The organism is Mycobacterium sp. ITM-2016-00318 (genome assembly GCF_002968285.2).
GTDB lineage: Bacteria > Actinomycetota > Actinomycetes > Mycobacteriales > Mycobacteriaceae > Mycobacterium.
The window spans coordinates 2,192,048-2,216,943 of record NZ_CP134400.1; the positions used below are offsets into that span (position 1 = coordinate 2,192,048).

A 24,896-nucleotide genomic window follows, 5' to 3' on the forward strand; every position below is an offset into this window, starting at 1 on the left:
AACCACCTATGACGGCTCTCAATGACGCAGAGCGCGCCGCCATCCGACGTGACGCAGAAGGCGGCACGGCCCGGGCGCTCCCGGAGCAGGCGAAACCCTCCGCGGTGTCGAAAACCGGCAGGTACCCGGCTTGGCTGCCCTCTCGGCGCTTCATCGCCGCGGTCATCGCGATCGGCGGCATGCAGCTGCTGGCAACCATGGACAGCACGGTCGCGATCGTTGCGCTTCCTAAGATCCAGGACGAACTCAACCTCTCCGACGCGGGCCGCAGCTGGGTCATCACGGCCTATGTGCTGACCTTCGGCGGCCTGATGCTGCTCGGTGGGCGCCTCGGCGACACCATCGGGCGCAAGCGGACCTTCATCGTGGGCGTCGCGCTGTTCACCATCGCGTCCGTCCTCTGCGGCATCGCATGGGACGAGACCACGCTGGTGATCGCCAGGCTGCTGCAGGGCGTGGGATCGGCGATCGCCTCGCCGACGGGCCTGGCCCTGGTCGCGACCACCTTCCCGAAGGGGCCTGCACGTAACGCCGCGACGGCCGTGTTCGGCGCCATGACCGCGATCGGCTCCGTGATGGGCCTTGTCGTCGGCGGCGCGCTGACCGAGGTGTCCTGGCGATGGGCGTTCCTGGTCAACGTGCCGGTCGGCATCGTGATGATCTACCTGGCCCGCACCAGCCTGCGCGAGACGCACAAGGAGCGGATGAAGCTCGACGCGACCGGCGCCATCCTCGCCACGCTTGCCTGTACGGCTGCAGTCTTCGGCTTCTCCATGGGCCCCGAGCAGGGTTGGCTGTCGCCGATCACGCTCGGCTCGGTCGCCGCCGCAGGCGTCTTCTTCATCGCGTTCCTCATCGCCGAGCGCACTGCGCAGAACCCCGTCGTGCCGTTCAGTCTCTTCACCGACCGCAACCGGGTGGCCACCTTCGTCGCCGTCTTCCTCGCGGGCGGTGTGCTTTTCACGCTGACCGTCACCATCGGGCTGTACGTGCAGGACATCCTCGGTTACAGCGCGCTGCGGGCAGGCATCGGCTTCATTCCGTTCGTTCTCGCGATGGGCGTCGGCCTCGCCGTCTCCTCGCAGCTGGTGTCGGTGTTCTCACCGCGCGTGCTGACGATCGCAGGCGGCGTGCTGGTGCTCGGCGCCATGATCTACGGGTCCACCCTGAACGCGGGCATCCCGTACTTCCCGAACCTCGTCGCGCCGATCGTGATCGGTGGCATCGGGATCGGCACGATCGTCGTCCCGCTGACCATCTCCGCGATCGCAGGCGTCGGCTTCGACCAGATCGGTCCCGTTTCCGCTATCGCGCTGATGCTGCAGAACCTCGGCGGCCCGCTGGTGCTCGCCATCATCCAGGCCGTGATCACGTCGCGGACGCTGTATCTGGGCGGCACGACGGGTCCGGTGAAGAACATGGACGCTTTCCAGTTGCACGCCCTGGATCAGGGCTACGCGTACGGCCTGCTGTGGATTGCCGCGGTGGCAATTTGCGTCGGCGTGGTCGCACTGTTCATCGGCTACACCGCCGAGCAGGTCGCCCATGCCCAGGAAGTCAAGGACGCGATCGACCAGGGCGAGCTCTAGCGATCTCGGCGCGGCTGGGTGTACCGAGCGCCGCTGGGCACGCAGAACCCGCATCTGGGTAGGCTGGCAAGCCATGTCTGCGGCGGGCGGTTCCAGCGGGTCGACCGACCACTCCGCACCGCGTCTGACAACGCATGTTCTAGGTATCGCGATCTTCGCGATCACCGGCATGCAGTTGATGGCCACGCTCGACGGCACCATCGTCATCGTCGCGCTGCCGCGACTGCAGGCCGAACTCGACCTGTCCGACGCGGCCAAGAGCTGGGTCATCACCGGATACGTGCTCACATTCGGCGGCCTGTTGTTGATCGGCGGCCGGGTCGGTGACGCCATCGGACACAAGCGCGCGTTCCTCTCCGGCGTCGGCGTGTTCACGATCGCATCGCTGGTGTGCGGACTGGCCACCGACGGAATCACCCTGATCATCGCCAGGGCGGTGCAGGGCACCGGCGCGGCGATCGCAGCACCCACCGGACTCGCGTTGATCGCGACCACCTACGCCGTCGGGCACGCCCGCAACCGCGCATTCGCCGTCTCGGCCGCCATGCAGGCGTCGGGTTCAGTGCTTGGGCTGGTGCTCGGCGGCGCGCTGACCGTCGTGTCCTGGCGGCTGGCATTCCTGATCAACGTCCCGATCGGCATCGTCATCATCTGGGTCGCGGTCACCCGGTTGGCCGAGACGAACCACGAACGGCTCAAGCTCGACGTCGCAGGCGCGGCGCTGGCCACGCTCGCCTGCACGTCGGCGGTGCTGGTGTTCACCCAGGGCCCGCCGCGCGGCTGGATCGACCCGTGGGTGATCGGCGCGGGTGTCGCCGCAGTGGTCTTCCTGGCCGCGTTCCTGTTCGTCGAGAGGACCGCGGAACACCCGATCGTCCCGTTCACGGTGTTCGACAACCGCAGCCGCGTCATGACCTTCCTATCGCTGTTCATGGCCGGCGGCGTGATGCTGACCGCGACCGTGATCATCGGTCTCTACGTACAGGACGTGATGGGCTATTCGGCACTGCGCGCCGGTGTCGCCTTCCTGCCGTTCGCGGCCGCGTTCGGTTTCGGCACCGTGCTGGCCACCCGCGTGGCCCCGCACATCGCGCCGCGATGGCTGATCATCGGATGCGGAACGCTGGTGCTCGCGGCGATGTTGTACGGCTCCACACTGGACCGCTCGATCTCCTACTTCCCCGACTTCGTCGCGCTGATCGTGGTGGGCGGCTTCGGAATCGGCGTCATCTCGGTGGTGCTGCCGCTGTGCGCGGTGGCCGATGTCGGGCCTCGTGAGATCGGGCCGGTGTCGGCGATCCAGCTGATGGTCTACAACCTCGGCGGACCGCTGGTGCTCGTGGTGATCCAGGCCGTCATCACGTCGCGCACGTTGTATCTGGGCGGCACCACGGGACCGGTCTCCGATATGACGCCCGCCCAGCTCGACGCGCTCGACGCCGGCTACACCTACTCGCTGCTGTGGGTCGCCGGTATCGCGGTGGTCGTCGGCGCCGCGGCGCTCGGAATCGGTTTCACCGCACGGCAGATCGCCGCCGCCCAGCACACCCGTGAGGCGTTTGAGGCGGGCGAACTCGAGGAAGGCGAGTTGGAGGAAGGCGAGCCGCAAGAAATGCGACCGCCGAGCGACCGCTGATGACACACTTTGCGACGTGAGCACCGGTCGCGTCAGATACGCGCGCAACGGGGACATTCGGCTGGCCTATCGGGTGATGGGCGACGGTGACATCCCTGTCGTGCTGGTCCCTGGATGGGTCAGCAATGTCGATCTCTACGACGACCCCACTACCTTGTATGCCGGAGTCGCGGAGCGGTTGAGCCGGCATGTGCGACTGATCGTGTGGGACAAACGCGGCACGGGGCTGTCGGACCCTGTCTCCCATGTCCCGCCGATCGACGAACGTATGGACGATCTGCGTGCCGTGTTGGACGCGGCCGACATCGAATACCCGGCGCTGATCGGGATCTCGGAGGGTGGCCCGATGAGCCTCCTGTTCGCCGCAACCTATCCGGAGCGAGTGCGTTCGCTGTTGCTCATGGGCACCACTGCCAGGTTCTCACAAGAACTGCCTGATCGCCCATGGGGGCTCACGCCAGAACAATTCGTGGCGGGACATGAAGACATCGAAAACAATTGGGGCGAGGGAGCGTTGGCGGATTTCTTCTTCGGGCCTGTCGCCGACGTACCGGGTGTCCGAGAGATGTGGGGCAGGGAGCAGCGGGCGTCCGCAAGTCCGATGATGGCGCGCTTGATGTGGCAGGCGGTAGAGGACATGGACATCCGGGCTGTGCTGGAAAGCGTCCGCACACCCACCCTGGTGCTTGGCCGCCGGGGAGACCGCATCGCACCCTTCGAGTCCGCCACAGAGCTGGCGGCCCGAATACCGAATGCCGAGCTGCAGGAGTTGCCGCCGGGCGAGCACTACGCTATCGACCTTGTCGAGCTGCTTCCACAAGCAGTGCTGAAATTCATTGGCCGACAGGCAGATGCTGCTCCTGCCGAACGGGTGTTGAGCACTGTTCTCTTCACCGACATCGTCGGTTCTACGGAAATGCTTGCTGCGCAAGGCGACGACCACTGGCGCAGGCAGCTCGACGACCACGACCACCTGGTCGACGTCGTGCTGGCGCGCTACGGCGGTCGACGCGCCAAGCACACCGGTGACGGAATCTTCGCGCTGTTCGACGGTCCGACGAAGGCCGCCCGGTGCGGCCTCGACCTGATACCGGCTCTGGCCACCCATGGCATACCGATCCGCGCAGGCGTGCACATCGGCGAGTGTGAGAAGCGCGGCGACGAGTGGAGCGGTATGGCCGTGCACGTCGGCGCACGCATCGGCGCCATCGCCGGGGTCGGGGAGGTGCTGACCAGCCGCACCGTGCGCGACCTCTCCGCAGGGTCTGGGCTTGTCTTCGAAGGCCTGGGACTCCACCGACTGAAAGGACTGCCCGAGGACACTGAGGTCTTCCGGGTCAAGGCGGCTTGAGGAACCGCCTAAGCTAGCGGGCTGTGATCACCCGCATGTCCGAGTTGTTCCTGCGCACGCTTCGCGACGACCCGGCCGACGCCGAGGTCCCCAGCCACAAGCTGCTGATCCGCGCGGGCTACGTCCGCCCCGTCGGCCCCGGTCTGTACAGCTGGCTGCCCCTGGGTCTGCGGGTACTCCGCAACGTCGAGCGCGTCGTCCGCGATGAGATGAATGCGATTGGCGGGCAGGAGATCTTGTTCCCCGCGTTACTTCCGCGCGCGCCTTACGAAACCACGAACCGGTGGACCGAATACGGCGACGGCGTCTTCCGGCTCAAGGACCGTCGTCAGAACGACTATCTGCTGGGTCCCACCCACGAAGAGCTGTTCACGCTGACGCTGAAGGGGGAGTACAGCAGCTACAAGGACTTTCCGGTGCTGCTGTACCAGATCCAGACGAAGTACCGTGACGAGGCGCGGCCACGGGCGGGCATCCTGCGGGGGCGGGAATTCGTGATGAAGGACTCGTACTCGTTCGACGTCGACGACGACGGCCTGCGCGCTGTCTACCACCGCCATCGCGACGCCTACCAGCGCATCTTCGACACTCTGGGCGTCCGCTACGTCATCGTCTCCGCCGTGTCGGGAGCGATGGGCGGAAGCGCCTCTGAAGAGTTCCTCGCCGAGAGTGAGATCGGCGAGGACACCTTCGTGCGCTGTCTCGACTCCGGCTACGCCGCCAACGTCGAAGCCGTCGTCACCGCGGCTCCCGACCCGCAGCCGACCGACGGCCTGCCCGAGGCCATGGTGTACGACACCCCCGACACACCGACCATCGCCACCCTGGTGGACTGGGCGAACACCGTCGACCTCGGGCGGGAGATCACCGCGGCCGACACCCTGAAGAACGTCCTGCTCAAAACCCGCCGGCCAGGCGGCGAATGGGAACTGCTGGCGGTCGGGGTGCCCGGCGACCGCGAGGTCGACGAGAAGCGGCTCGGCGCGGCGCTCGACCCGGCCGAGTACGCGTTGCTCGACGATGCGGACTTCGCCAAGAACCCGTTCCTGGTGAAGGGTTATGTCGGCCCGAAAGGCTTGCGGGAGAACGGCGTTCGCTACCTGGTCGATCCGCGCATCGTCGACGGCACATCGTGGATCACTGGCGCCGATGCGCCCAACAAACACATTGTCGGCCTTGTGATGGGGCGCGACTTCACCGCCGACGGCACCATCGAGGCCGCCGAGGTGCGCGACGGCGACCCGTCGCCGGACGGGGCGGGTGCGCTGGTGTCGGCGCGCGGCATCGAGATCGGCCACATCTTCCAGCTCGGCCGCAAGTACACCGACGCCTTCACCGTCGATGTGCTCGGCGAGGACGGTAAGCCGGTGCGCCCGACCATGGGTTCCTACGGCATCGGGGTGTCCCGGCTGGTTGCGGTGATCGCCGAGCAGCAGCACGACGAGCTCGGCCTGCGCTGGCCGTCGTCGGTGTCGCCGTTCGACGCCCATGTCGTCATCGCCAACAAGGACGAGGCAGCGCGAGCGGGCGCCGACGCGCTGGCCGCCGAATTGGACGGGCTCGGCGTCGAGGTGCTTCTCGACGACCGCAAGTCCTCACCCGGTGTCAAGTTCAAGGACGCCGAACTGATCGGGATGCCGTGGATCGTGGTCGTCGGCCGTGGCTGGGCCGACGGGGTGGTCGAACTGCGCAACCGGTTCTCCGGCGAGACGCGCGAGGTCGCCGTCAACGGAGCGGCCACCGAGATCGCGCGGGCACTCACCGGCTAGTTCTACTCGCTGCCGCCGGGGAAGGCCACGGTGATCGGCCAGACGCCGAGCACCTTGCTCCAGCGCGCGGCGGTCACCGCCGTCTGGGTCAGGGCCTTCACCGCGAAAGCACGCTCCTCGGCGGTCGCAGCCTGTTCGAGCACCGCTCGCCAGGCCACCGCCGAATCCTCCTCCATGCGCACCGCGAGGTTCCCCGCATCGGTGGGGTTGTCGACCTGCATGGGCACCTGATAGCCGGCGGCGGGCAGCGGCGGGTCCACACCGCGCCCGTCGAGCATCGCGATCGCGGCTTCGCGACGTCGGCGGTGCTCCTTCATCGACGATGCGACGAGGTCGTTGTCGTCGGGGGTGGAATGCGCCGACACCAACCCGTAGCCGTAGATCACCCCGTGCTCGGTGGTGACCGCGTCGAAAAGCGCCGCGGCGTCGGAGTCGGGCGGTCGGCTCGGGCTGGTCGGTTCCGCGGCGTCCGATGTCGTCGGGGTGGGTTCGGCAGATGTCACGGCGCTCCCTCCCGCGCCGCGAGCGACACCGTGTAGGCCGCGGTGCACGACGCGGCGATCGAACCGAGCAGCCCGGCTCGGTAGCCCGACATCTCGGCGGCCAACTGCGCCGCGCTCTCGGCCGACTTCTTCAGTGCGGCGACGACGTCCTTCGCTGTCGGCGGGGGCGCAGGCATTGCGGTGGTGGTCGTGGTCGCCGACGTCGACGTGGCCTGCTCGCCGGTCAACCGGGCGATCTCGGCTGTCAGCGCCTCGGCATGCTTCGACCGCTCCGCTGAGACGGCGGCAAGCGCGGAACGCTGCGGCGGCTTCGCTGCGTCGGCGGCGTCACTGGCCAGTTGGCTGTCGCTGTGGGCCGCCTCCAGCTGGCTCGTCAACTCGGCCAACTCCGGCGGCGGCGCCGGCTTGCCGCAGGCGACGCCGGTGGCGCCGACCACCGCAAGAGCCGCGGTCCCGACCAGCATGCGCCGCCTGCTGACGACGGGAAGGGCGCTTGGCACAGCGCCATCCTGCCATTGCCTCCAAGCGGGTCTGTGCATTCGCTGGGCGTGGGTGCGGGATTGCAGTTCGCCTGCAGTTCACTGGCGTATCGTTGCCACCGTCGGAACAATTCAACATGAGGAGCTCGCCGTGGCATCGGATCCGCAGCTGCGGTCTGCGAGATTGCCCTCGCAGAAGCAGGTGATCGAGCTACTCGACGGCGAGTTCGCGCGCGCGGGATACGAAATCGAGGACGTCGTCATCGACGCCGCCGCGCGTCCGCCGCGCATCACCGTGATAGCCGACGGCGACGAGGGCCTCGACCTGGATTCGATCGCCACCCTCTCGCGGTCCGCGTCCGAACTGCTCGACACCGCCGACCCGGCGAATTCCGCAACGCCGTATGTCCTCGAGGTGACTTCGCCCGGCGTGGACCGGCCGCTCACCGAGGAGAAGCACTATCGGCGCGCCCGCGGCCGCAAGGTCGAGTTCACGCTGACCGACGGCTCACAGCTGATGGGCAGGCTCGGCGAGACCAGGGACGGCGCCGTCGGCGTCGTGGTGGCCGAAAAGCGTCGGGGGGACTACTCGGTACGCGACCTGCCACTCAGTGAGATCGCCAAAGCCGTTGTGCAGGTGGAGTTTTCTCCGCCAAGCCAGCGCGAGGTCGAGCTGACGGGCCAAACCGGGAAGGGGGCTGGTGCATGAACATCGATATGGCCGCACTGCACGCCATCGAGGCCGACAAGGGCATCTCGGTGGAGGTCGTCGTCGACACCATCAAATCGGCGTTGCTCACCGCATACCGCCACACCGAGGGCCATGAAGCCGACGCTCGCATCGAAATCGATCGCAAGACCGGCGTCGTGCAGGTGTTGGCGCGTGAGACCGACGAGGACGGCAACGTCCTCAGCGAATGGGATGACACGCCAGAGGGGTTCGGCCGCATCGCGGCGACCACCGCGCGGCAGGTGATCCTGCAGCGGTTGCGCGACGCCGAGAACGAGAAGAACTACGGCGAGTTCTCCACCCGCGAGGGCGAGATCGTCAGCGGCGTCATCCAGCGCGACAGTCGCGCCAACGCCCGCGGCCTCGTCGTCGTCCGGATGGGCAGTGAGACGAAGGGCTCCGAAGGCGTGATCCCGGCGGCCGAACAGGTGCCCGGCGAGAGCTACGAACACGGCGACCGGTTGCGTTGCTACGTCGTCGGCGTCACCCGCGGCGCGCGCGAGCCCTTGATCACGTTGTCGCGCACGCACCCCAATCTGGTTCGCAAGCTGTTCTCGCTCGAGGTGCCCGAGATCGCCGACGGTTCCGTCGAGATCGCCGCGGTGGCACGTGAGGCGGGGCACCGGTCCAAGATCGCGGTGACCTCTCGGGTGCCCGGCCTCAACGCCAAGGGCGCGTGCATCGGTCCGATGGGCCAGCGGGTGCGCAACGTGATGAGTGAGCTGTCGGGCGAGAAGATCGACATCATCGACTACGACGAGGACCCGGCCAAGTTCGTCGCCAACGCCCTGTCACCGGCCAAGGTGGTGTCGGTGCAGGTCATCGACGAGGCGGGGCGCGCGGCGCGAGTCGTGGTGCCCGACTTCCAGCTGTCGTTGGCCATCGGCAAGGAAGGGCAGAACGCCCGCCTCGCGGCCCGATTGACCGGCTGGCGGATCGATATCAGAAGCGACGCGGCCACCGCGCCGGAGGCCGCACCGAATCCGGGTGCGACGCAGAGGGTGCCTCACAACCGATAGCGGATATCGGCCGTTTCGGATCGTCAGGGCCCAGACGGTAGACTCAGGCGTGATCCAGCGCGAGACTTCGGCTTCGCCGCATCGAAGTACGGATGGACCCGTACGGACATGCGTCGGCTGCCGGAAGCGAGAGCTGGCCTCCGGACTGCTTCGGGTAGTTGCTCGCGGCGGCGGGAATGGCAATTACGCCGTAACCGTTGACGCAGCAGGTAACCTGCCTGGGCGGGGCGCTTGGTTGCACCCTGACCAGCAGTGTCTGCACGCAGCAATCCGGCGGCGAGCATTCGCTCGAGCGTTGCGCATCACCGGTTCACCGGAAACATCCGCGGTGTCGAAGCACTTGGAGTTGATCGGAGCATCACTCGAGGCGCGTCGGCTCCCGGCACAGAACAGGCAGCGAAGAACATGAGCACACCGTGAAGTCCAGACGATGACCATGCGTCATAGCTAAACCCGAGGCGCGGCCCTCCCACCGCTGTCGCCTCTAAGACAGGAGAGAAGTGGCAGGCAAGGCCCGCGTACACGAGTTGGCTAAGGAACTCGGTGTAACCAGCAAGGAAGTACTCGCCCGACTGAGTGAACAGGGCGAATTCGTTAAATCCGCATCCTCCACCGTGGAGGCCCCCGTCGCGCGCCGGCTGCGCGAATCCCTTGGTGGCGCGAAATCGGCCGCTGACAAGGCCAAGGCCGACGGCAACGGCGCACCCGCCAAGAAAGCGGCACCGGCCAAGGCGGCACCCGCGCCCGCGGCGGCGGCCCCGGCAGCGGCAAAGCCGGCCGCACCTGCGGCGCCGGCAGCGGCACCAGCACCGGCCGAGCCTGTGGCACCTGCCCCTGCGGCGGCGGCCGCACCGGCTCCCGCACCAACACGTCCCGGCCCGACGCCGGGGCCAAGGCCTGCGACGCCGGGTCCCAAGCCTGCACCGCGGACACCGCGCGTCGGCAACAACCCGTTCTCCTCGGCGCAGCCGGTCGAACGTGCGATTCCCCGGCCTCAGGCCCCCCGGCCCGGCGCGCCCCGCCCTGGCGGCGGCCCTCGGCCCGGCGCCACGCCGGGCAACATGCCTCCCCGCCCACCTGGCGCGCGGCCAGGCGCTACCGGCCGTCCAGCCGGTCCCCGTCCGGCACCCGGCGGCCGCGGCCCCGGCGGCGGCGGCGGCGGAGGAGGACGTCCCGGCGGTGGCGGCGGCGGTAACTACCGCACCGGCGGACCCGGTGGCGGCGGACCCGGTGGCGGCGGCGCACCCGCGGGCGGCGGCTATCGCGGCCGTCCAGGTGGCGGTGGTCGTCCCGGTCAGCGTGGCGGCGCCGCAGGCGCCTTCGGTCGTCCCGGCGGGGCACCCAAGCGCGGCCGCAAGTCGAAGCGGGCGAAACGCGCCGAATACGAGAACATGCAGGCGCCGGTCGTCGGTGGCGTGCGGTTGCCGCACGGCAACGGCGAGGCCATCCGGCTGGCCCGCGGCGCATCGCTGTCGGACTTCGCCGAGAAGATCGACGCCAACCCGGCCGCCCTCGTGCAGGCGCTGTTCAACCTGGGCGAAATGGTCACCGCGACCCAGTCGGTCGGTGATGACACCCTGGAGCTGCTCGGCAGCGAGATGAACTACAAGATCCAGGTCGTGTCCCCGGAGGACGAGGACCGCGAGCTGCTGGAGTCCTTCGACCTGACCTACGGCGAGGACGAGGGCGACGAGTCGGACCTGGAGAGTCGTCCTCCTGTGGTCACCGTCATGGGTCACGTCGACCACGGCAAGACCCGCCTGCTCGACACGATCCGCCAGGCCAACGTCCGCGAGGAGGAAGCCGGCGGCATCACCCAGCACATCGGTGCCTACCAGGTCGCCGTCGATTTCGACGGCGGCGAACGGCTGATCACCTTCATCGACACCCCGGGCCACGAGGCGTTCACCGCCATGCGCGCCCGCGGCGCCAAGGCCACCGACATCGCGATCCTGGTGGTCGCCGCCGACGACGGCGTCATGCCTCAGACGGTGGAGGCCATCAACCACGCGCAGGCGGCCGATGTACCGATCGTGGTCGCGGTCAACAAGATCGACAAGGAAGGTGCCGATCCGTCGAAGATCCGCGGGCAGCTGACCGAATACGGTCTGGTGCCAGAGGAATTCGGCGGCGACACCATGTTCGTCGACATCTCCGCCAAGCAGGGCACCAACATCGCGGCGCTGGAAGAGGCGGTGCTGCTGACCGCCGACGCCGCCCTCGACCTGCGGGCCAACCCCGACATGGAGGCCCAGGGTGTGGCCATCGAGGCGCATCTGGACCGCGGCCGCGGACCGGTGGCGACCGTGCTCATTTCGCGCGGCACACTGCGGGTCGGCGACTCGATCGTCGCGGGCGACGCCTACGGCCGTGTCCGTCGCATGGTCGACGAGCACGGTGAGGATGTCGACGCCGCGCTGCCGTCGCGACCGGTGCAGGTCATCGGTTTCACGTCGGTGCCCGGTGCAGGCGACAACCTGCTCGTCGTCGACGAGGACCGGATCGCACGTCAGATCGCCGACCGCCGCAGTGCGCGCAAGCGCAACGCGATGGCCGCGCGCAGCCGTAAGCGGATCAGCCTCGAGGACCTGGATTCGGCGCTGAAGGAAACCAGTCAGCTGAACCTGATTCTCAAGGGTGACAACGCGGGCACCGTCGAGGCGCTCGAGGAAGCCCTGATGGGCATCCAGGTCGACGACGAGGTCGAACTGCGTGTCATCGACCGCGGTGTCGGCGGCGTCACCGAGACCAACGTCAACCTGGCGTCGGCCTCGGATGCGGTGATCATCGGCTTCAACGTGCGCGCGGAGGGCAAGGCGACCGAGCTGGCCAACCGCGACGGCGTCGAGATCCGCTACTACTCGGTGATCTACCAGGCCATCGACGAGATCGAGAGCGCGCTCAAGGGCATGCTCAAGCCGATCTACGAGGAGAAGGAGCTGGGCCGCGCGGAGATCCGGGCGATCTTCCGGTCGTCCAAGGTCGGCAACATCGCCGGCTGCCTGGTCACCTCCGGCATCATCCGTCGCAACGCCAAGGCACGGCTGCTGCGTGACAGCGTCGTGGTCGCCGAGAACCTGACGGTGTCCTCGCTGCGTCGTGAGAAGGACGACGCCACCGAGGTCCGCGACGGTTACGAGTGCGGTCTGACGCTCACCTACTCCGACATCAAGGAAGGCGACGTCATCGAGACGTACGAACTCGTCGAGAAGGCACGCACTTAATGCCTGATCCGGCACGGGCACGCCGGCTGGCCAAGCGCATATCCGAGATCGTCGCCATGGCGATCGAGTACGAGGTCAAGGATCCGAGGCTGGCCGGCGTCACGATCACCGACGCCAAGGTGACCAACGACCTGCACGACGCCACGCTGTACTACACGGTGCTGGGCAGTTCGCTCGACGAAGAGCCGGATTACGACGGCGCGGCCGCCGGGCTGTCGAAGGCGACCGGTGTGCTGCGCAGCAAGGTGGGCGCGGCGCTCGGCGTGCGCTTCACCCCGACGTTGGCATTCGCGCGCGACACGGTGCCCGATGCGGCCAACCGGATGGAGGAGTTGCTCGCCCGCGCCCGCGCCGCAGATGAGGATTTGGCGAGAGTTCGACAGGGTGCCAAGCACGCAGGGGAGTCCGACCCGTATCGTCAGGATCGGGCGGAGGACAGCGGGGAATTGGATGACGAGCGAGACGCTGAGGACACCGTTGACCGCGATTGACCCGAAGATCGACGCAGACCTGGTAGGTCAGCGCGTCGACGCGAACGGGGCGGCCGACCTGCTGAATTCCGCGCGCTCTGTCAGCGTGGTGTGTCACGTCTATCCCGACGCCGACACCGTCGGCGCAGGCCTGGCGCTTGCGCTCGTCCTCGACCATGCCGGAAAGGACGTCGAGGTCAGCTTCGCCGAACCCTCGGGTCTGCCCGAATCCCTGCAGTCGCTGCCCGGCGGTCACCTGCTCATTCCGCCCGCCGACATGCGCCGCGACGCCGACCTGGTGGTCACCGTCGACATCCCCAGCGTGAACCGGCTTGGCTCGCTGGAGAAGCTGGCCGAACCGGGACGCGAGGTGCTGGTGATCGACCACCACGCCTCCAACCAGCTGTTCGGTAGCGCCAACTTCGTCGACGCGTCAGCGGACTCGACCACGATGCTTGTCGCCGAGCTGCTCGACGCGTGGGACAAGCCGATCGACGCCGGGGTGGCGCACTGTCTGTACGCCGGGCTGACCACCGACACCGGATCGTTCCGGTGGGCCAGCGCGCGTGCCCACCGGCTGGCCGCCCGGCTGGTGGAGCTCGGCGTCGACAATGCCTCGATCAGTCGCACGCTGCTGGACAGTCATCCGTTCGCGTGGCTGCCGATGTTGTCGCGCGTGCTGGCGTCGGCGAAGTTGCTGCCCGATGCTGTCGACGGCCGCGGCTTCGTCTATGCCGTTGTCAGACACGAGGAATGGGCCGAGGCACGGCCCGAAGAGGTCGAAAGCATCGTTGACATCGTGCGCACCACCCAGCAGGCCGAGGTCGCCGCGGTGTTCAAGGAGATCGAACCGGAACGCTGGTCGGTCTCGATGCGGGCCAAGTCGCTCAACCTCACGTCCATCGCCAGCCAGTTCGGGGGCGGCGGACACCCGCACGCCGCCGGCTACTCGACGTCCGGATCGGCCGACGATGTCGTCCAGGCGCTCTCCGTTGCTCTCGGCTGACGGGCGCCAGCGGCGCCTTGGTTGACCCCGAACCGGAACTTCCTGTCGCGCAGGCGACCGGTCGCCGGATCGCCGGACTGGCGCTGCCTGCGCTCGGGGTGCTCGCGGCAGAGCCCATCTACCTGCTGTTCGACCTCGCCGTCGTCGGACGGCTTGGTGCACTCAACCTGGCCGGGCTTGCCATCGGCGGGTTGATTCTGACCACGCTGAGTTCCCAGATGACGTTCCTGTCCTACGGCACCACCGCGCGCTCGGCCCGCTTCTTCGGAGCGGGAAACCGGGCGGCGGCGGTCGGTGAAGGGGTTCAAGCGACCTGGCTTGCTGTGGGAATCGGGATGTTGGTCATCGCGATCTTCCAGATCGTCGCGGTGCCACTGGTTTCCGCACTTGCCGCCGGTGGTGACATCGCTGCCGCGGCGCTGCCGTGGGCGCGGATCGCGATCTTCGGTGTGCCCGCCATCCTGATCTCCGCGGCGGGCAACGGCTGGATGCGCGGGGTGCAGGACACGGCGAGGCCGCTGCGCTATGTGGTTTTCGGGTTCGCGATGTCGGCTGTGCTGTGCCCGCTGCTCGTGTACGGCTGGCTCGGCATGCCCCGGCTGGAACTCGCCGGATCCGCGATCGCCAACCTGATCGGCCAATGGCTCGCGGCTCTGCTGTTCTGCCGTGCGCTTCTGGTGGAACGGGTGGCCTTGCGGATCCAGCCGGAAGTGCTTCGCGCACAGGTGACCATGGGTCGAGATCTGTTGCTGCGGACGCTGGCTTTCCAGGCCTGCTTCGTCTCGGCGGGAGCCGTCGCCGCCCGGTTCGGTGCGGCGGCCGTGGCGGCTCACCAGGTGGTGTTGCAGCTGTGGAATTTCCTTGCGCTGGTGTTGGATTCGTTGGCCATCGCGGCGCAGTCGCTGGTGGGTGCCGCGCTCGGCGCAGGCGAGTTGACACACGCCAAGTCCGTCGCATGGCGGGTGACGATCTTCTCCGCAGTCGCGTCCGCGGTGCTGGCCGGCGTCTTCGCGGTCGGCGCATCGGTGTTTCCGACCGTGTTCACCGACGACCGCTCCGTACTGGCCGCGATCGGTGTGCCGTGGTGGTTCATGGTGGCTCAATTACCCGTCGCCGGGATAGTTTTCGCACTTGATGGGGTCCTGCTCGGTGCCGGCGACGCGAAGTTCATGCGCAACGCCACGTTGACCAGCGCGCTGGTCGGCTTCCTGCCTCTGATCTGGTTGTCGCTGATCTTCGGCTGGGGCCTGCTGGGCATATGGACCGGCCTCAGCACCTTCATGGTGCTGAGGCTCGTCTTCGTCGGCTGGCGTGCGTTCTCCGGCCGGTGGTTGGTGCCGGGGACGTCTTAGACACCGTCGGGTTTGTTTTCCTTCGGAGTCTGCTGGGAGATCGACTTTTCGGGCGATATCGCGATCTGGCCGCAGTCTCGGCGACGGGTTTGGAAGGATCAGTGCGATGAGCAGGCTCGCGTACCCCACCGGCGCCGTGGCATTGCTGTGCCTCGTCCCGGTGTCGACGGCCGCGGCAGAGCCGGACGCCGGAACCGTCGGCACCGCCGTCCAGGTGGTGATCCACAAGTCCTACACCGAGATCCCCGAACCCGATCAATGCACCGGTGCCGGATCGCTGGCGGCAGTCCGCCGTGGCTCGTCGGTGGTGCTGTCAGAAGCGTCGGGCAGCGCGGACGCTCCCAAGGTCGCCGTCGGTCAGTTCTTCCGGTCGCGGGTGAAGGACGGCACGTGTCAGGTCATGTACATCACGGCTGCACCCGTCAGGCCCGCGTTCAACGTCGCGTTCGTCGGGCCGGAGGGAGTCCCCAGCTCGACCTTCGGGCCGAGCCCCTCCGAGCCGGTGACCGACCAGCCCGGTATCGCACAGCTGATCCGTGTCGATATGGCGTTCGGGCCGCAGCCCTAACCGGCCACCCGGGCGACGACGGCCCAACCGAATTCATTGATGCGGACGTCGATTTCGCCGAAGCCGGCAACGGTGAGCCGGGCGGGCAGCGTCGATGGATCGATCGGGTTGTAGGTGTCGCCCTCGTGGTGGGCCTCGAGTTCCTCGCTGCCAAGGCTGTCACTGGCGACGAGCGGGGCGCCAAGCCGCAGCACGCGGGCGATCTCGCCGAAGAGCCGGTCCTGCAACTCGGCGGTCGGCACGTGGTGCAACATCGTGAAGCACGCCGCGCCGGAGAACCGGTTGTCGTCGTATCGCAGCGAGGTCGCGTCGGCGTTGACGATCTCGACCGACGGGAGGTCGGCGAAGCGGTCGGTCAGCATGGCGGCCAGCTCGTCGTCGATCTCGACCGACGTCAGCCGGGGCACCGCCCGGCTGAGCACATCGGTGGTGGCGCCGTAGCCGGGCCCGACTTCGAGCACGTCGTCGCCGAGGTCGGTGTCCTTCAACGCCCACGGCAGGATCACATCCCTGATCGCCTGCCGCCACTCGTCGCTGCCGCACATCTCATGCGCTTTGTTCACAGTCGGCAGCCTAGGAGACTGCTGAATTAGTGGCGTTGGGGCGGGGCGCCTCGAGCCGTCGTGCGGCGGTGTGAAGTCAGACCCGTGGGTCGACAGAAGAGGTCGCCCCGCCGAAATCGAGCGTGACACTGGATCTCGCGGTCGGCAAGGCCGGAATCCAACTGTGTTAGGCGATAGCCCAGGTAGTTCCGGTGTGAGTCAGGCCCAGTGAGATGAGGCGACGCAGGTTGAGTGCGGCGCTGCGGTGGTGCAGCCAGTGGTCGTTGCGGGTGACGCCGCGGTAGCGGACTCTGCGGTTGTTGCGGGTGAGCCAGGCGATGGAGCGTTCGACCATGGGCCGATGCTGGCGGTACTCGGCTTGCCACTCGGGGTCGCGTGCTCGACTGCGGGCTGCGCGCTGCAGCGGTTCGTACTCACTGAGGGTGAGTTTGCGTCCGTTAACCGCGGTAGTGCATTGAGACGCTAAAGGGCATGAGCGGCAACGTGTTGTGAAACCGACTCCGCCGCTGGGCGGAATCGGCAGCGTGTGGTTGGCCGGGCAGGTGACGGTGCGGGCGTCGAAATCGATGGTGAAGTCATCGGTGGTGAATCCGCCGGGTACCGGGGAGCGCAGGGGTATCGGTTTGATGATCGTGGTGTGCTTGGCCTCGGCGAGCGCAGCGCGAGTCGCACCGGTGCCGTAGGCCGAATCGCCGAGCACTCGCACCGGGCTCGGCTCGTCCTCCAGGAGGGCCAACCCGATGACGGCTTCGTGGTTGTCAGATCCGCTGGCTTTGGTCAGCGCGCAGTCGGTGATGATCCCGGTGTCGGGTTCGATCGCGAGGTGGGCTTTGAACCCGTCCTGACGGCGGTGCACCGTCTTATGGGCGTGGCGGCTGTCGGGATCCACAGTGGAGATCACCCGATCCGGGGCGACCTTCTGCGCGATACGCCAGTGCCCGTCGGTGCCATCGGAGCCCTCGACCGGTTCGACGTCCTGGCCGGCGATCAGCGCCAACAACGCCACCGCCTCAGCAGCCCGAGGATCGAGTTCGTGCTCGGGTAGATGCCCGAGCACTCGATGAGCATCACTGACCAGGCCATCTACCAATGCGTCACGGGCGGCCTTGTCGTTCCAGGCAATCGCGGGCTTGCCCGGGTCGTCGTAATCGTGAGCAGTGCAGTGCTGTTCGATCACCGCTGCGGCGGCGGGAACCTCGCGGCGGACCCGCCGGATCGCGGCGATCAACTGAGTCACGGTGTCCTGAGTAGCCACCGCATCATCGAGGACGGTGGAATCCAACGCCCGCCGCGTCTTCTTGGCCAACACGCCGGTCTCGGTGACGACGGCTTTGACCGCCTCAAAGATTCGGTTCGGCCGAGCTGAGGCCGCCAGTCGGCGCCGCCAGTAGGTCAACGTCGTGGAGTGAAACGCCGGTGCGGTGATCGGCAATCCGCAGGCCGCCTTCCACCGCAGGTCAAAGGTGACCGCGTCGACGGTCTCGTTATCCGACAGGCCGTGCAGCGCCTGCAGGGTGATCACGCTGGCCATCACCTCAGCCGGAACACTGGGCCGACCCCGCCGCGAGGGAAACAGATCGGCGAACATCTCCTCAGGAAACAACTCACTCCGATGTGCGGACAGGAACGCAAACACACTGTCGGACTTCAGAAGATGCCCGGCCACCGACTCGGCATCCAACAACTCTCGCTGATCATCAGATCGACCCTGCACCATCTAATGATCCCGAAAACCCCAGCACAAGCACCCCCGCCACGCCGCAATAATTCAGCAGTCTCCTAGGCGGTCAGCGCACCTGTGCGCGGCCCCTCTCGATGACGGCGGCGCGGTTGGCCGCGATGTCGTCACCGGTCGCAGTGCCCATCCACTGCCGGGCCGACGCCGCCTCGATCCACAGACCCTGGTCGGTCTGCGACTCGTCGATGCGGTGATACGACGCCAGCAGCGCGCGGACCGCCTTGGAGTTGTTGCCGACGATCGATGCGGCGATCCGTCGCGCGGTCGGCAGCAGCTCGTCGTGCGGCACCACCTCGGTGACCAGCCCGGTGCGAAGCGCTTCGGTAGCCGACAGATAGTCCCCGGTGAGGCTCATCCGGCGGGCCATGCCGACGCCCACCTTCTGCGGCAGCCGCACCGAAAGGCCCCACGTCGGCAGCAGTCCCACCCTGGCGTGGGTGTCGGCGAACCGGGCCGATTCGGAGGCGATGAGAATGTCGCAGTAGAGGGCGAGTTCGAGGCCGCCGGTGACGGCCGCGCCGTTGATCGCGCCGATCACCGGCTTGGTCATCGGCGGCCACTTCGGCGAGATGTCGGGCAGCTCGGTGGTGTCGCCGAGCTCCTTGAGGTCCAGTCCGGCGCAGAACACGGGGTCGGCACCGGTCAGGATGACGACGTCGACGGAGTCGTCGGCCTCGGCGTCGCGTAGCGCGGCGAAGAACTGCTTGCGCAGCGCGGAGGACAGCGCGTTGCGTGATTGCGGCCGGTTCAGCGTCAGGGTGCGCACCCGGTCTGCGGTCTCGATGAGCAGCACGTCATCGTGGGCGTTCGTCATGGTCTGAACCTATCGTGGACGCATGTGCCGAAACATCACCGAGCTGCGCGGCCTGCAACCGGCCGCTACCGACGAAGAGATCGAGGCCGCAGCGCGGCAGTACATCCGCAAGGTCAGCGGCGTGACGCGACCGACCGCTGCCAACGTCGACGCGTTCGAGGCGGCCGTCGCCGAGGTCACTGCCACCACGACGCGGCTGCTGGCCTCCCTGCCGCCGCGTAAACAGCCACCCAAGACCGTTCCGCCGTTGCGGCGCCCCGAGGTCCTGGCGCGCATCGAGGCCCGAACCGCAAGCGCCGGGTGACCGCGACGACGCTGACTCAGCCGGCGCTCAAGGAATGGAGCGCGGCGGTGCATGCGATGCTCGACGGCCGGCAGACCGTGTTGCTGCGCAAGGGCGGAATCCACGAGAAGCGCTTCACCCTCGACTCGCCGCACTTCCTGTTCTTTCCGACCGTCGCCCACAGCCACGCGCATCGGGTGCGTCCCGAGCATCGCGACCTGCTGAAGCCCGCGGCCGCCGACAGCAGCGAGAGCGAGGTCGTGCTTCGGGCGGGCGCAAAGGTCGTCGCCGCCGTCGAGGTGAACCGGCCCGAAGGGCTGGAAGAGATTGCCACTCAGCACATCTGGACTGCCGAGTCGGTACGCGCCGATCGGCTGGACTTCCGGCCGAAGCACCGGCTGACGGTGCTGGTTGTCCAGGTAAGCCCGCTGGCAGTGCCGGAACGGCTACTCAGGAGGCCGGAGTACACCGGCTGCATCAGCTGGGTGCCGTTGCCGGTCAACCCGACGTGGTCGACGCCGGTGCACGACGACGCGACGCTGCACGACATCGCCGCGCGCGTGCGTGCCTCAGTCGGTTGACGGCAGGCGCCCTGCGGGCAACCGCAGCCGCGACGCACCTTCGCCGAGGCGCACGGTGTGGGTCGCGGTCCGCATTCGCCGTCCGGTAAGCAGCGGTTCGCCTGTGCCGAGGTTTCGCGCGAACCGCGGGTGCGAGCCGCCCGCGATCAGCACCCGGATGCGGGAGCCGGCGCGAAACCTGTGCGCGACGGCGTCGAGCTTGATCGTGATGGCTCCCTGATCCCCTGTGTGACGGACATATCCGTCGCTGACGTTGCGGGAACGCCCCTTGGCGTCGACCTCGCCGACACGGACGAAGAGGTCGTTGTGCGGGTTGTCGCACGAGTGCGACAGCTCGAGTACCGGACTGCCGACAACGTAGAGGTCCTGCGACAGCGTGTCGCCGGTGAACGTCAGCACGTCGGTGCGCTCTGCGAGCCTGTCGTCCCTGCGATAACCGCCTTCGGGGGAGAGCAACCGTCCGCCCACGGTCGGCGTCGGATTCGCAGGATCGTAGGTGAATGTCGACACCGGCGCCGTGTCGGGCGGCACCGCGTTCCCGAGTCGCCCGCCCGGCTGCAGATACCGCACCTGCTCGGGCATCTGCGGCGGCCAGTCGTCGAGGTCGAGCCAGCCGTCGTGGTTGACGTGAACGCGCACCCGGCTGCGCTCCGCACCCCTGTTTCCCGCGACGTGGCTGTCGAACCAGGCGAGCGACTCGCGGAGCACCGTCGGCGCGCCTCTGGTCAACATGTGCGCGTGCGTCCACGGCCCAATGGTCGCGGCGACGGGCGCGCCGCGGCGACGCAACTGCATGTACTGCTCCAGCGTCTGCTCGATGAACAGGTCCTGCCATCCGCTGAGCAGCAGCACGGGCACCTCGGAGTGTTCGAGGGCCTCCTGCAGTTTCGTCGGCGTCCAGAACGGGTCGTCGTGCTCGGGATGCTCGAGCCACGGCTCGTACCACGGCGCACCCGTGCCGAGCAGCTTCCGGCCCGCCTCGCCTGCGGGCACGTCTGAGGCCGCTCGTGCCAGCAGCCGTCGGGATCGGATCATTCGCATGACGCCGCGGATCCGGCGTGGATCCTCCTGGTGAGCCACGTCGTTGCTCCAGCCGAGGAAGTCGTTGAGCCCGAATGTGCCGGTGCCCCAACGGGGTCCGCTGACATCGTGCGGTCCGACGGTGATGACGGCGGCGGCCAACTCCGGTGGCGGGTCGGTCAGCAGCGCCCACTGGGTGAAGCCGAGGTAGGACGCGCCCATGGTGCCGAACGAGCCGGTGAACCAGGGCTGGTCACGCAGCCACACAACGGTGTCGGCGCCGTCGGCGATCTCACTCGAGAAGGGGCTGAACTCGCCCCCCGACCCGTACGTGCCGCGAACGCTCTGCACGACGACGTGGTAGCCGCGGGACGCGTAGACGCTGCCGAACAGCACCGAGACGGGATATCCGCGGCCATAGGGCGTGCGGACCAGCAGCGTCCCCGCGGGCTTCGGCGTCAGTGGCCGATAGTGGTCGGCGCGCAGGTCGACGTCGTCGCGCATCGGAACTCGCAGACCGCGAATCACGTCGTATTCGGAGGTGTGCGGTGGCAGGCCCAGAAGGCGGCCAAGGGTGCGACCGATGAGTGTCTTGGCTTTGGTCACTGCATCCAGCCTACGCAGGCGGCGGGTCGCCCTCGGCGACAGCCTCGATGACCTTGGCCATCAACCAGTTCACGGCGCCGGTGGCGGTCGACCCGTCGACGCCCCACACCCCGACCAACCGCTCGTAGCTGGGCAGGTTCCACAGCACATCCAAAAGGCCTGCGGTGACGCGTTGTTCGCTGTCGGTCCAGTGTGGGGCCGACGCGGCGACGGCGCGCAGCAGCGCCTCCCGTCTGCGGGCGTCGACGCCGAGGAAGGTCGGATCACGGGGCGTGTCGACCGATTCGCGAACCGCGAATCTCTGCAGCGACGCGAAGACGCGGGCGGTGACCTCACCGAGGTTGTCGAGGTCGACATCGGAGTAGGAGATGCCCGCTTCCGACTCCAGCCGCTGCATCACGGCGTCGTGCAGGTGGCGTTCGGTGGGGAAGTGGCGATACACCGTGCGTTCGCCGACGCCGGCACGTTCGGCGACGGACCGAAACGTCAGGTCGCGCCAATTCCAGCTGTCGAACCCGTGCACCAACTCGCTGCCCGCGGTGACGATGCGCTCGCGGGTCTGCGCGGCCTTCTCGGCCCGCGCCCTGTTGTCGTAGCGGCGCTGGCTGCCTCTTGACGGGTCACCCACAATGATGACAGTGTACTGTCACGAATGTCGGCGGAGGTGCGCTGTGGCATCAGCGGGCGAGTTGATGGCTTCGGCCGTCGTGCGGACCGGGTACGAGGACTTCGGTGACGACTCTTACCGCGAAGGCTTGGAAATCCTCGTCAAGGCGCTGCGCGACGAGGCCAGGCTCAACGACCGCGGCGAAGCCTTCGTGTATGGGCGCATCGGCGTGCACCTCCGGCAGCGGTTGCAGATCGAGGACTGGTACCGCCGCCATCCCGAGATCGACGACGTGCCCGTCGAGGCGCCGCTGTTCGGGCTAGGGCTGCCCCGCACCGGGTCCACGGCGTTGTCGTTTCTGCTCGCGCAGGATCCGCACATCCGATACCTCCGCAGCTGGGAGTCCGCGCAGCCGTGCCCCCCGCCGTCCACGGTGGTGGGCGACGATCCGCGGATACCACCGGAGCACCGGACGGCGTTGGTGGGCAGCAGGAATCACGTGCCCACCGATATCCACGGCCCGATGGAGTGTCTGGACCTGATGGCGCTCGACTTCAAGTCGCAGATCTTTCAGGCCTTCGCCCAAGTGCCCTCATACTCCGAATGGCTTCTCGACAAGGCCGATTACACCTCGACCTACTCCTACGAGCTGCGCGTGCTCAAGCTTCTTGCGTGGGGTGAGCCGAATCGGCCGTGGCGGTTGAAGTCGCCAGCGCACATACTCGCAATGGAGCACCTGGACCGCGTGTTCCCCGACGCCCGATTCGTGATGACGCACCGTGACCCTACCGATGTGCTGCTGTCGGTTGCGGACGTATACGCCGATATCGCAGGCGGTTTCACCGACCACCTTGACCGGCGTTACTTGGGTGAGCTCAACGTTTCCCACTGGTCGGTTGGCATCGACCGTGCGGTGAGGTTCCGCGGTCCTGGTCGGCCCGGCGGCAACGACCACCGGTTCTTCGACATCGACTTTCGCGCCATGCTGGCCGATCCGATCGGCGAGGTGCGCAGGCTGTACGCCTGGCTCGGGGAACCGGTCAGCGACGAGTTCGAAGCCGGCATGCGCACCTGGTGGGCGCGCAACGCCGAGAACCGCGAACCGCATACGCACGCCGATCCCGAAGCCTTCGGACTCGACCTCGAAGAGATCCGGCCGCTGTTCGCTGAGTACGTCGAGCACTCCCGACGCTGGATCACCCACGAAAGGTGAACGCACACATGTCAATCGATTTGACAGGCGGTATCGACCCCGCGCGCGAATACATGTTCGCCGAACCGCCCGCCGACCCAGAGATGCGTGATTCGGTGAGCTTGTGGGTCTTCGACGACAGCGGCCGGGTCGGTCTGCCCCGGGTCGGCGTGGAGGCGGTGGCGTCGAACTGGGACGAACACAGCATTCAGGTCAACGTCGCGTTCCCCGACGGCCGCACATACCGGTTACGCGACGAGGGCAGAAGCTGGCCGGTCGAAGACGGCGCGGGTAATCCGGCCGTGCTCGGCGGCGGCCCGCTGGGGTTCAGGTGTGTCGAGCCGTTCGGGGTCTGGACGATGACGTTCCACGGTAAGGCCGCTGCGACGACGTCTGCTGATCTCGCCGCCGGGCGCAAGAACGGTCCGTTGGTCGATCTGCGCTTCGAGGTCGAGGCGAGCATGGCCGTGCCGCCGTGGGTGCAGGGTGCATTGCAGGCCGACGCCGCGTCGGCGTTGCAGACCTCCGTCGAGGGCGACCTGATGGGCGGCGACCGCTACGAGCAGTTGTTCCGGACGACGGGTTCGGTGCTCGTCGCGGGCGAAGAGCACACCTTCACAGGAAGCGGGCTGCGGATCAGGCGCCAGGGTGTGCGCAGGCTCGAGGGATTCTGGGGCCACTGCTGGCAGTCGGCGCTGTTCCCGGGCGGCCGGGCGTTCGGCTACATCGCCTACCCGCCGCGTCCGGACGGCCAACCGACGTTCAACGAGGGATACCTCTTCGACCCGGATGCGGGCGGCGAACTCATACCGGCGCGCGTGGTCGAGGCGCCGTGGCTGACTCGGCTGCTTCCGGCCGGCGAGGACGTATCGCTGGTTCTTCAGACCGCCGACGGTGTCGAGCGGATCGAGGGCGATACGGTGCTCTCGACCCACGACATCACCGATCCGGCTGATGTGGCTGAAGAGCTGCTGGCGAAGATGGCCAACTGGACGTTCCCGGCGCTTCAGCAGGCGGGCGTGCGCTACCGGTGGAAGGGCGAAGAGGCCTACGGCATGCTCGAGCGTTCGAGCCCGATGGACAAGATCACTCGGTAGTGGCTTTGTCGTACTTGTAGTACGGCGCCAGTTCGTGGGCGCGCTGCAGGTTCGTCTGCAGACAGTCGACGTCGTCGGGAGTGTAGGTCGGCGCGTAGAACAGCGACTGCTGAATCAGCCCGTATTCGGTCTTGAACGCGATCGCGCAGGTGATCCACCACCGGTTGCTCCAGTCGGTCGGCTTCATCACCCAGTACTGCGCCGCGCGGTGGCCGTCGATGTCGAGTTCGATGGCGTCGGCGGGCAGGCTTTCCTCGTAGGTGCGCCACACGAACGCCTCAACCGCCATCTGGTAGTTGCCCACGTCGTAATGGCAACGCAGGCTGTCTTCCGGCTCCGGCGGGGTGAAGGCGAGACCGATGCGCTGGATAACGTCGAACGGGATGTCGCGGCACGGGTCGAACGGGTCGGGATCGGTGAGGTCGATCACCGGCCATTTGATGGTCGTCGTCGCGATCGGCAGCGGCGCGAAGGTGGAGCGCAGTTGCACCTGGTCGGGTGCCGACACTGTCGGCGGTCCGCTCTGCCCTACCAGAATCACCGCCGTTACCAGCGCGCTGAACGCCGCCAACAACCGGATCCTGGTGGTCATGAAATTCCCTCGCTGATCGCCGACCCCTGCGGGGACTATACAAGTCACTCCGCGGCGCGGGAACGGATAACGAGAACACGTTCTAGTTGCACGCCGGTCGCGGCCGG

General features: G+C 67.6%; 24 protein-coding genes. 16 read left to right on the top strand and 8 right to left on the bottom strand.

The window, feature by feature from the left end; all coding sequences use genetic code 11:
- Positions 1 to 8: 8 nt before the first annotated feature.
- From C6A82_RS10580 to C6A82_RS10595, 4 genes are all read left to right on the top strand, one after another.
- A complete protein-coding gene (locus C6A82_RS10580) occupies positions 9 to 1,589 on the top strand; it encodes an MFS transporter (RefSeq protein WP_105348771.1) in 1,581 nt (526 codons plus the stop codon).
- 169 nt (positions 1,590 to 1,758) lie between these two features.
- The gene (locus C6A82_RS10585; RefSeq protein ID WP_233217153.1) at positions 1,759 to 3,225 is read left to right on the top strand and encodes an MFS transporter; all 1,467 of its coding nucleotides are present in this window, start codon (positions 1,759 to 1,761) and stop codon (positions 3,223 to 3,225) included.
- Positions 3,226 to 3,241: 16 nt separating this feature from the next.
- Positions 3,242 to 4,576, top strand: coding sequence for an adenylate/guanylate cyclase domain-containing protein (locus C6A82_RS10590; protein ID WP_105348775.1), 1,335 nt, complete (start codon positions 3,242 to 3,244; stop codon positions 4,574 to 4,576).
- Positions 4,577 to 4,599: 23 nt separating this feature from the next.
- On the top strand, positions 4,600 to 6,345 hold the full coding sequence (locus C6A82_RS10595) for a proline--tRNA ligase (RefSeq protein ID WP_105348777.1): 1,746 nt from the start codon (positions 4,600 to 4,602) through the stop codon (positions 6,343 to 6,345).
- A 2-nt stretch (positions 6,346 to 6,347) separates the two neighbouring features.
- Here C6A82_RS10595 and C6A82_RS10600 read toward each other — a convergent pair whose 3' ends face one another.
- The gene (locus tag C6A82_RS10600; RefSeq protein ID WP_311101779.1) at positions 6,348 to 6,848 is read right to left on the bottom strand and encodes a ferritin-like domain-containing protein; all 501 of its coding nucleotides are present in this window, start codon (positions 6,846 to 6,848) and stop codon (positions 6,348 to 6,350) included.
- A complete protein-coding gene (locus tag C6A82_RS10605) occupies positions 6,845 to 7,348 on the bottom strand; it encodes a hypothetical protein (protein ID WP_105341474.1) in 504 nt (167 codons plus the stop codon). The genes C6A82_RS10600 and C6A82_RS10605 overlap by 4 nt, the downstream gene beginning before the upstream one ends.
- A gap of 130 nt (positions 7,349 to 7,478) precedes the next feature.
- Here C6A82_RS10605 and rimP point away from each other — a divergent pair, with 130 nt between their 5' ends.
- The 8 genes from rimP to C6A82_RS10645 all read left to right on the top strand — a co-directional run bounded on the left by rimP (position 7,479) and on the right by C6A82_RS10645 (position 15,696).
- On the top strand, positions 7,479 to 8,036 hold the full coding sequence (gene rimP, locus C6A82_RS10610; protein ID WP_199193565.1) for a ribosome maturation factor RimP: 558 nt from the start codon (positions 7,479 to 7,481) through the stop codon (positions 8,034 to 8,036).
- Entirely contained in the window at positions 8,033 to 9,076 is a 1,044-nt protein-coding gene (gene nusA, locus C6A82_RS10615; protein ID WP_105341471.1) for a transcription termination factor NusA, read from the top strand. The genes rimP and nusA overlap by 4 nt, the downstream gene beginning before the upstream one ends.
- 49 nt (positions 9,077 to 9,125) lie before the next feature.
- Positions 9,126 to 9,485 carry a YlxR family protein gene (locus tag C6A82_RS10620; RefSeq protein WP_199193564.1) on the top strand — a complete coding sequence of 120 codons (360 nt, stop codon included), beginning with the start codon at positions 9,126 to 9,128 and terminating at the stop codon, positions 9,483 to 9,485.
- 91 nt (positions 9,486 to 9,576) lie between these two features.
- The gene (infB, locus tag C6A82_RS10625) at positions 9,577 to 12,300 is read left to right on the top strand and encodes a translation initiation factor IF-2 (protein WP_311101780.1); all 2,724 of its coding nucleotides are present in this window, start codon (positions 9,577 to 9,579) and stop codon (positions 12,298 to 12,300) included.
- Positions 12,300 to 12,791, top strand: a complete 492-nt coding sequence (gene rbfA, locus C6A82_RS10630; protein WP_105342032.1) for a 30S ribosome-binding factor RbfA — start codon at positions 12,300 to 12,302, stop codon at positions 12,789 to 12,791. The genes infB and rbfA overlap by 1 nt, the downstream gene beginning before the upstream one ends.
- Positions 12,778 to 13,776, top strand: coding sequence for a bifunctional oligoribonuclease/PAP phosphatase NrnA (locus C6A82_RS10635; protein WP_199193597.1), 999 nt, complete (start codon positions 12,778 to 12,780; stop codon positions 13,774 to 13,776). The genes rbfA and C6A82_RS10635 overlap by 14 nt, the downstream gene beginning before the upstream one ends.
- Positions 13,777 to 13,793: 17 nt before the next feature.
- The gene (locus C6A82_RS10640) at positions 13,794 to 15,128 is read left to right on the top strand and encodes an MATE family efflux transporter (protein WP_105342029.1); all 1,335 of its coding nucleotides are present in this window, start codon (positions 13,794 to 13,796) and stop codon (positions 15,126 to 15,128) included.
- A gap of 106 nt (positions 15,129 to 15,234) precedes the next feature.
- Positions 15,235 to 15,696, top strand: a complete 462-nt coding sequence (locus C6A82_RS10645; RefSeq protein WP_233216737.1) for a hypothetical protein — start codon at positions 15,235 to 15,237, stop codon at positions 15,694 to 15,696.
- Here C6A82_RS10645 and C6A82_RS10650 read toward each other — a convergent pair.
- The 3 genes from C6A82_RS10650 to C6A82_RS10660 form a co-directional block, all read right to left on the bottom strand.
- On the bottom strand, positions 15,693 to 16,259 hold the full coding sequence (locus C6A82_RS10650) for a class I SAM-dependent methyltransferase (protein WP_105342027.1): 567 nt from the start codon (positions 16,257 to 16,259) through the stop codon (positions 15,693 to 15,695). The two genes, C6A82_RS10645 and C6A82_RS10650, sit on opposite strands and share 4 nt — an antisense overlap.
- 166 nt (positions 16,260 to 16,425) lie before the next feature.
- Positions 16,426 to 17,973, bottom strand: coding sequence for an IS1182 family transposase (locus tag C6A82_RS10655; protein ID WP_311101844.1), 1,548 nt, complete (start codon positions 17,971 to 17,973; stop codon positions 16,426 to 16,428).
- A 73-nt stretch (positions 17,974 to 18,046) separates the two neighbouring features.
- Positions 18,047 to 18,811, bottom strand: a complete 765-nt coding sequence (locus C6A82_RS10660) for an enoyl-CoA hydratase (RefSeq protein ID WP_105341868.1) — start codon at positions 18,809 to 18,811, stop codon at positions 18,047 to 18,049.
- A gap of 22 nt (positions 18,812 to 18,833) precedes the next feature.
- Between C6A82_RS10660 and C6A82_RS10665 the strand changes: the two genes are divergently transcribed.
- A complete protein-coding gene (locus C6A82_RS10665; protein WP_105341870.1) occupies positions 18,834 to 19,115 on the top strand; it encodes a DUF2277 domain-containing protein in 282 nt (93 codons plus the stop codon).
- An 11-nt stretch (positions 19,116 to 19,126) separates the two neighbouring features.
- Positions 19,127 to 19,675 (top strand): DUF1802 family protein, encoded by a 549-nt coding sequence (locus C6A82_RS10670; RefSeq protein WP_105341877.1) that lies wholly within the window; start codon positions 19,127 to 19,129, stop codon positions 19,673 to 19,675.
- On the opposite strand, the gene C6A82_RS10675 is transcribed toward C6A82_RS10670, so the two are convergent.
- Both C6A82_RS10675 and C6A82_RS10680 read right to left on the bottom strand, forming a co-directional pair.
- Entirely contained in the window at positions 19,664 to 21,301 is a 1,638-nt protein-coding gene (locus tag C6A82_RS10675; RefSeq protein ID WP_233216731.1) for a CocE/NonD family hydrolase, read from the bottom strand. The genes C6A82_RS10670 and C6A82_RS10675 overlap by 12 nt on opposite strands.
- Before the next feature lie 10 nt (positions 21,302 to 21,311).
- Entirely contained in the window at positions 21,312 to 21,929 is a 618-nt protein-coding gene (locus C6A82_RS10680; RefSeq protein ID WP_105341872.1) for a TetR/AcrR family transcriptional regulator, read from the bottom strand.
- Between the two features lie 43 nt (positions 21,930 to 21,972).
- Here C6A82_RS10680 and C6A82_RS10685 point away from each other — a divergent pair, with 43 nt between their 5' ends.
- Positions 21,973 to 23,121, top strand: coding sequence for a sulfotransferase (locus C6A82_RS10685; RefSeq protein ID WP_105341874.1), 1,149 nt, complete (start codon positions 21,973 to 21,975; stop codon positions 23,119 to 23,121).
- Between the two features lie 8 nt (positions 23,122 to 23,129).
- Complete coding sequence (locus C6A82_RS10690; RefSeq protein ID WP_311101781.1) at positions 23,130 to 24,197, top strand: hypothetical protein; 1,068 nt, start codon at positions 23,130 to 23,132, stop codon at positions 24,195 to 24,197.
- On the opposite strand, the gene C6A82_RS10695 is transcribed toward C6A82_RS10690, so the two are convergent.
- On the bottom strand, positions 24,187 to 24,789 hold the full coding sequence (locus tag C6A82_RS10695; protein WP_105341302.1) for a DUF3558 domain-containing protein: 603 nt from the start codon (positions 24,787 to 24,789) through the stop codon (positions 24,187 to 24,189). The genes C6A82_RS10690 and C6A82_RS10695 overlap by 11 nt on opposite strands.
- Positions 24,790 to 24,896 lie beyond the last annotated feature (107 nt).

Coding starts and splice junctions, on each gene's coding strand:
- C6A82_RS10580 (WP_105348771.1), top strand. CDS start 9: ATGACGGCTCTCAATGACGCAGAGCGCGCCGCCATCCGACGTGACGCA.
- C6A82_RS10585 (WP_233217153.1), top strand. CDS start 1,759: ATGCAGTTGATGGCCACGCTCGACGGCACCATCGTCATCGTCGCGCTG.
- nusA (WP_105341471.1), top strand. CDS start 8,033: ATGAACATCGATATGGCCGCACTGCACGCCATCGAGGCCGACAAGGGC.
- rbfA (WP_105342032.1), top strand. CDS start 12,300: ATGCCTGATCCGGCACGGGCACGCCGGCTGGCCAAGCGCATATCCGAG.
- C6A82_RS10645 (WP_233216737.1), top strand. CDS start 15,235: ATGAGCAGGCTCGCGTACCCCACCGGCGCCGTGGCATTGCTGTGCCTC.
- C6A82_RS10660 (WP_105341868.1), bottom strand. CDS start 18,811: ATGACGAACGCCCACGATGACGTGCTGCTCATCGAGACCGCAGACCGG.
- C6A82_RS10665 (WP_105341870.1), top strand. CDS start 18,834: ATGTGCCGAAACATCACCGAGCTGCGCGGCCTGCAACCGGCCGCTACC.
- C6A82_RS10690 (WP_311101781.1), top strand. CDS start 23,130: ATGTCAATCGATTTGACAGGCGGTATCGACCCCGCGCGCGAATACATG.
- C6A82_RS10695 (WP_105341302.1), bottom strand. CDS start 24,789: ATGACCACCAGGATCCGGTTGTTGGCGGCGTTCAGCGCGCTGGTAACG.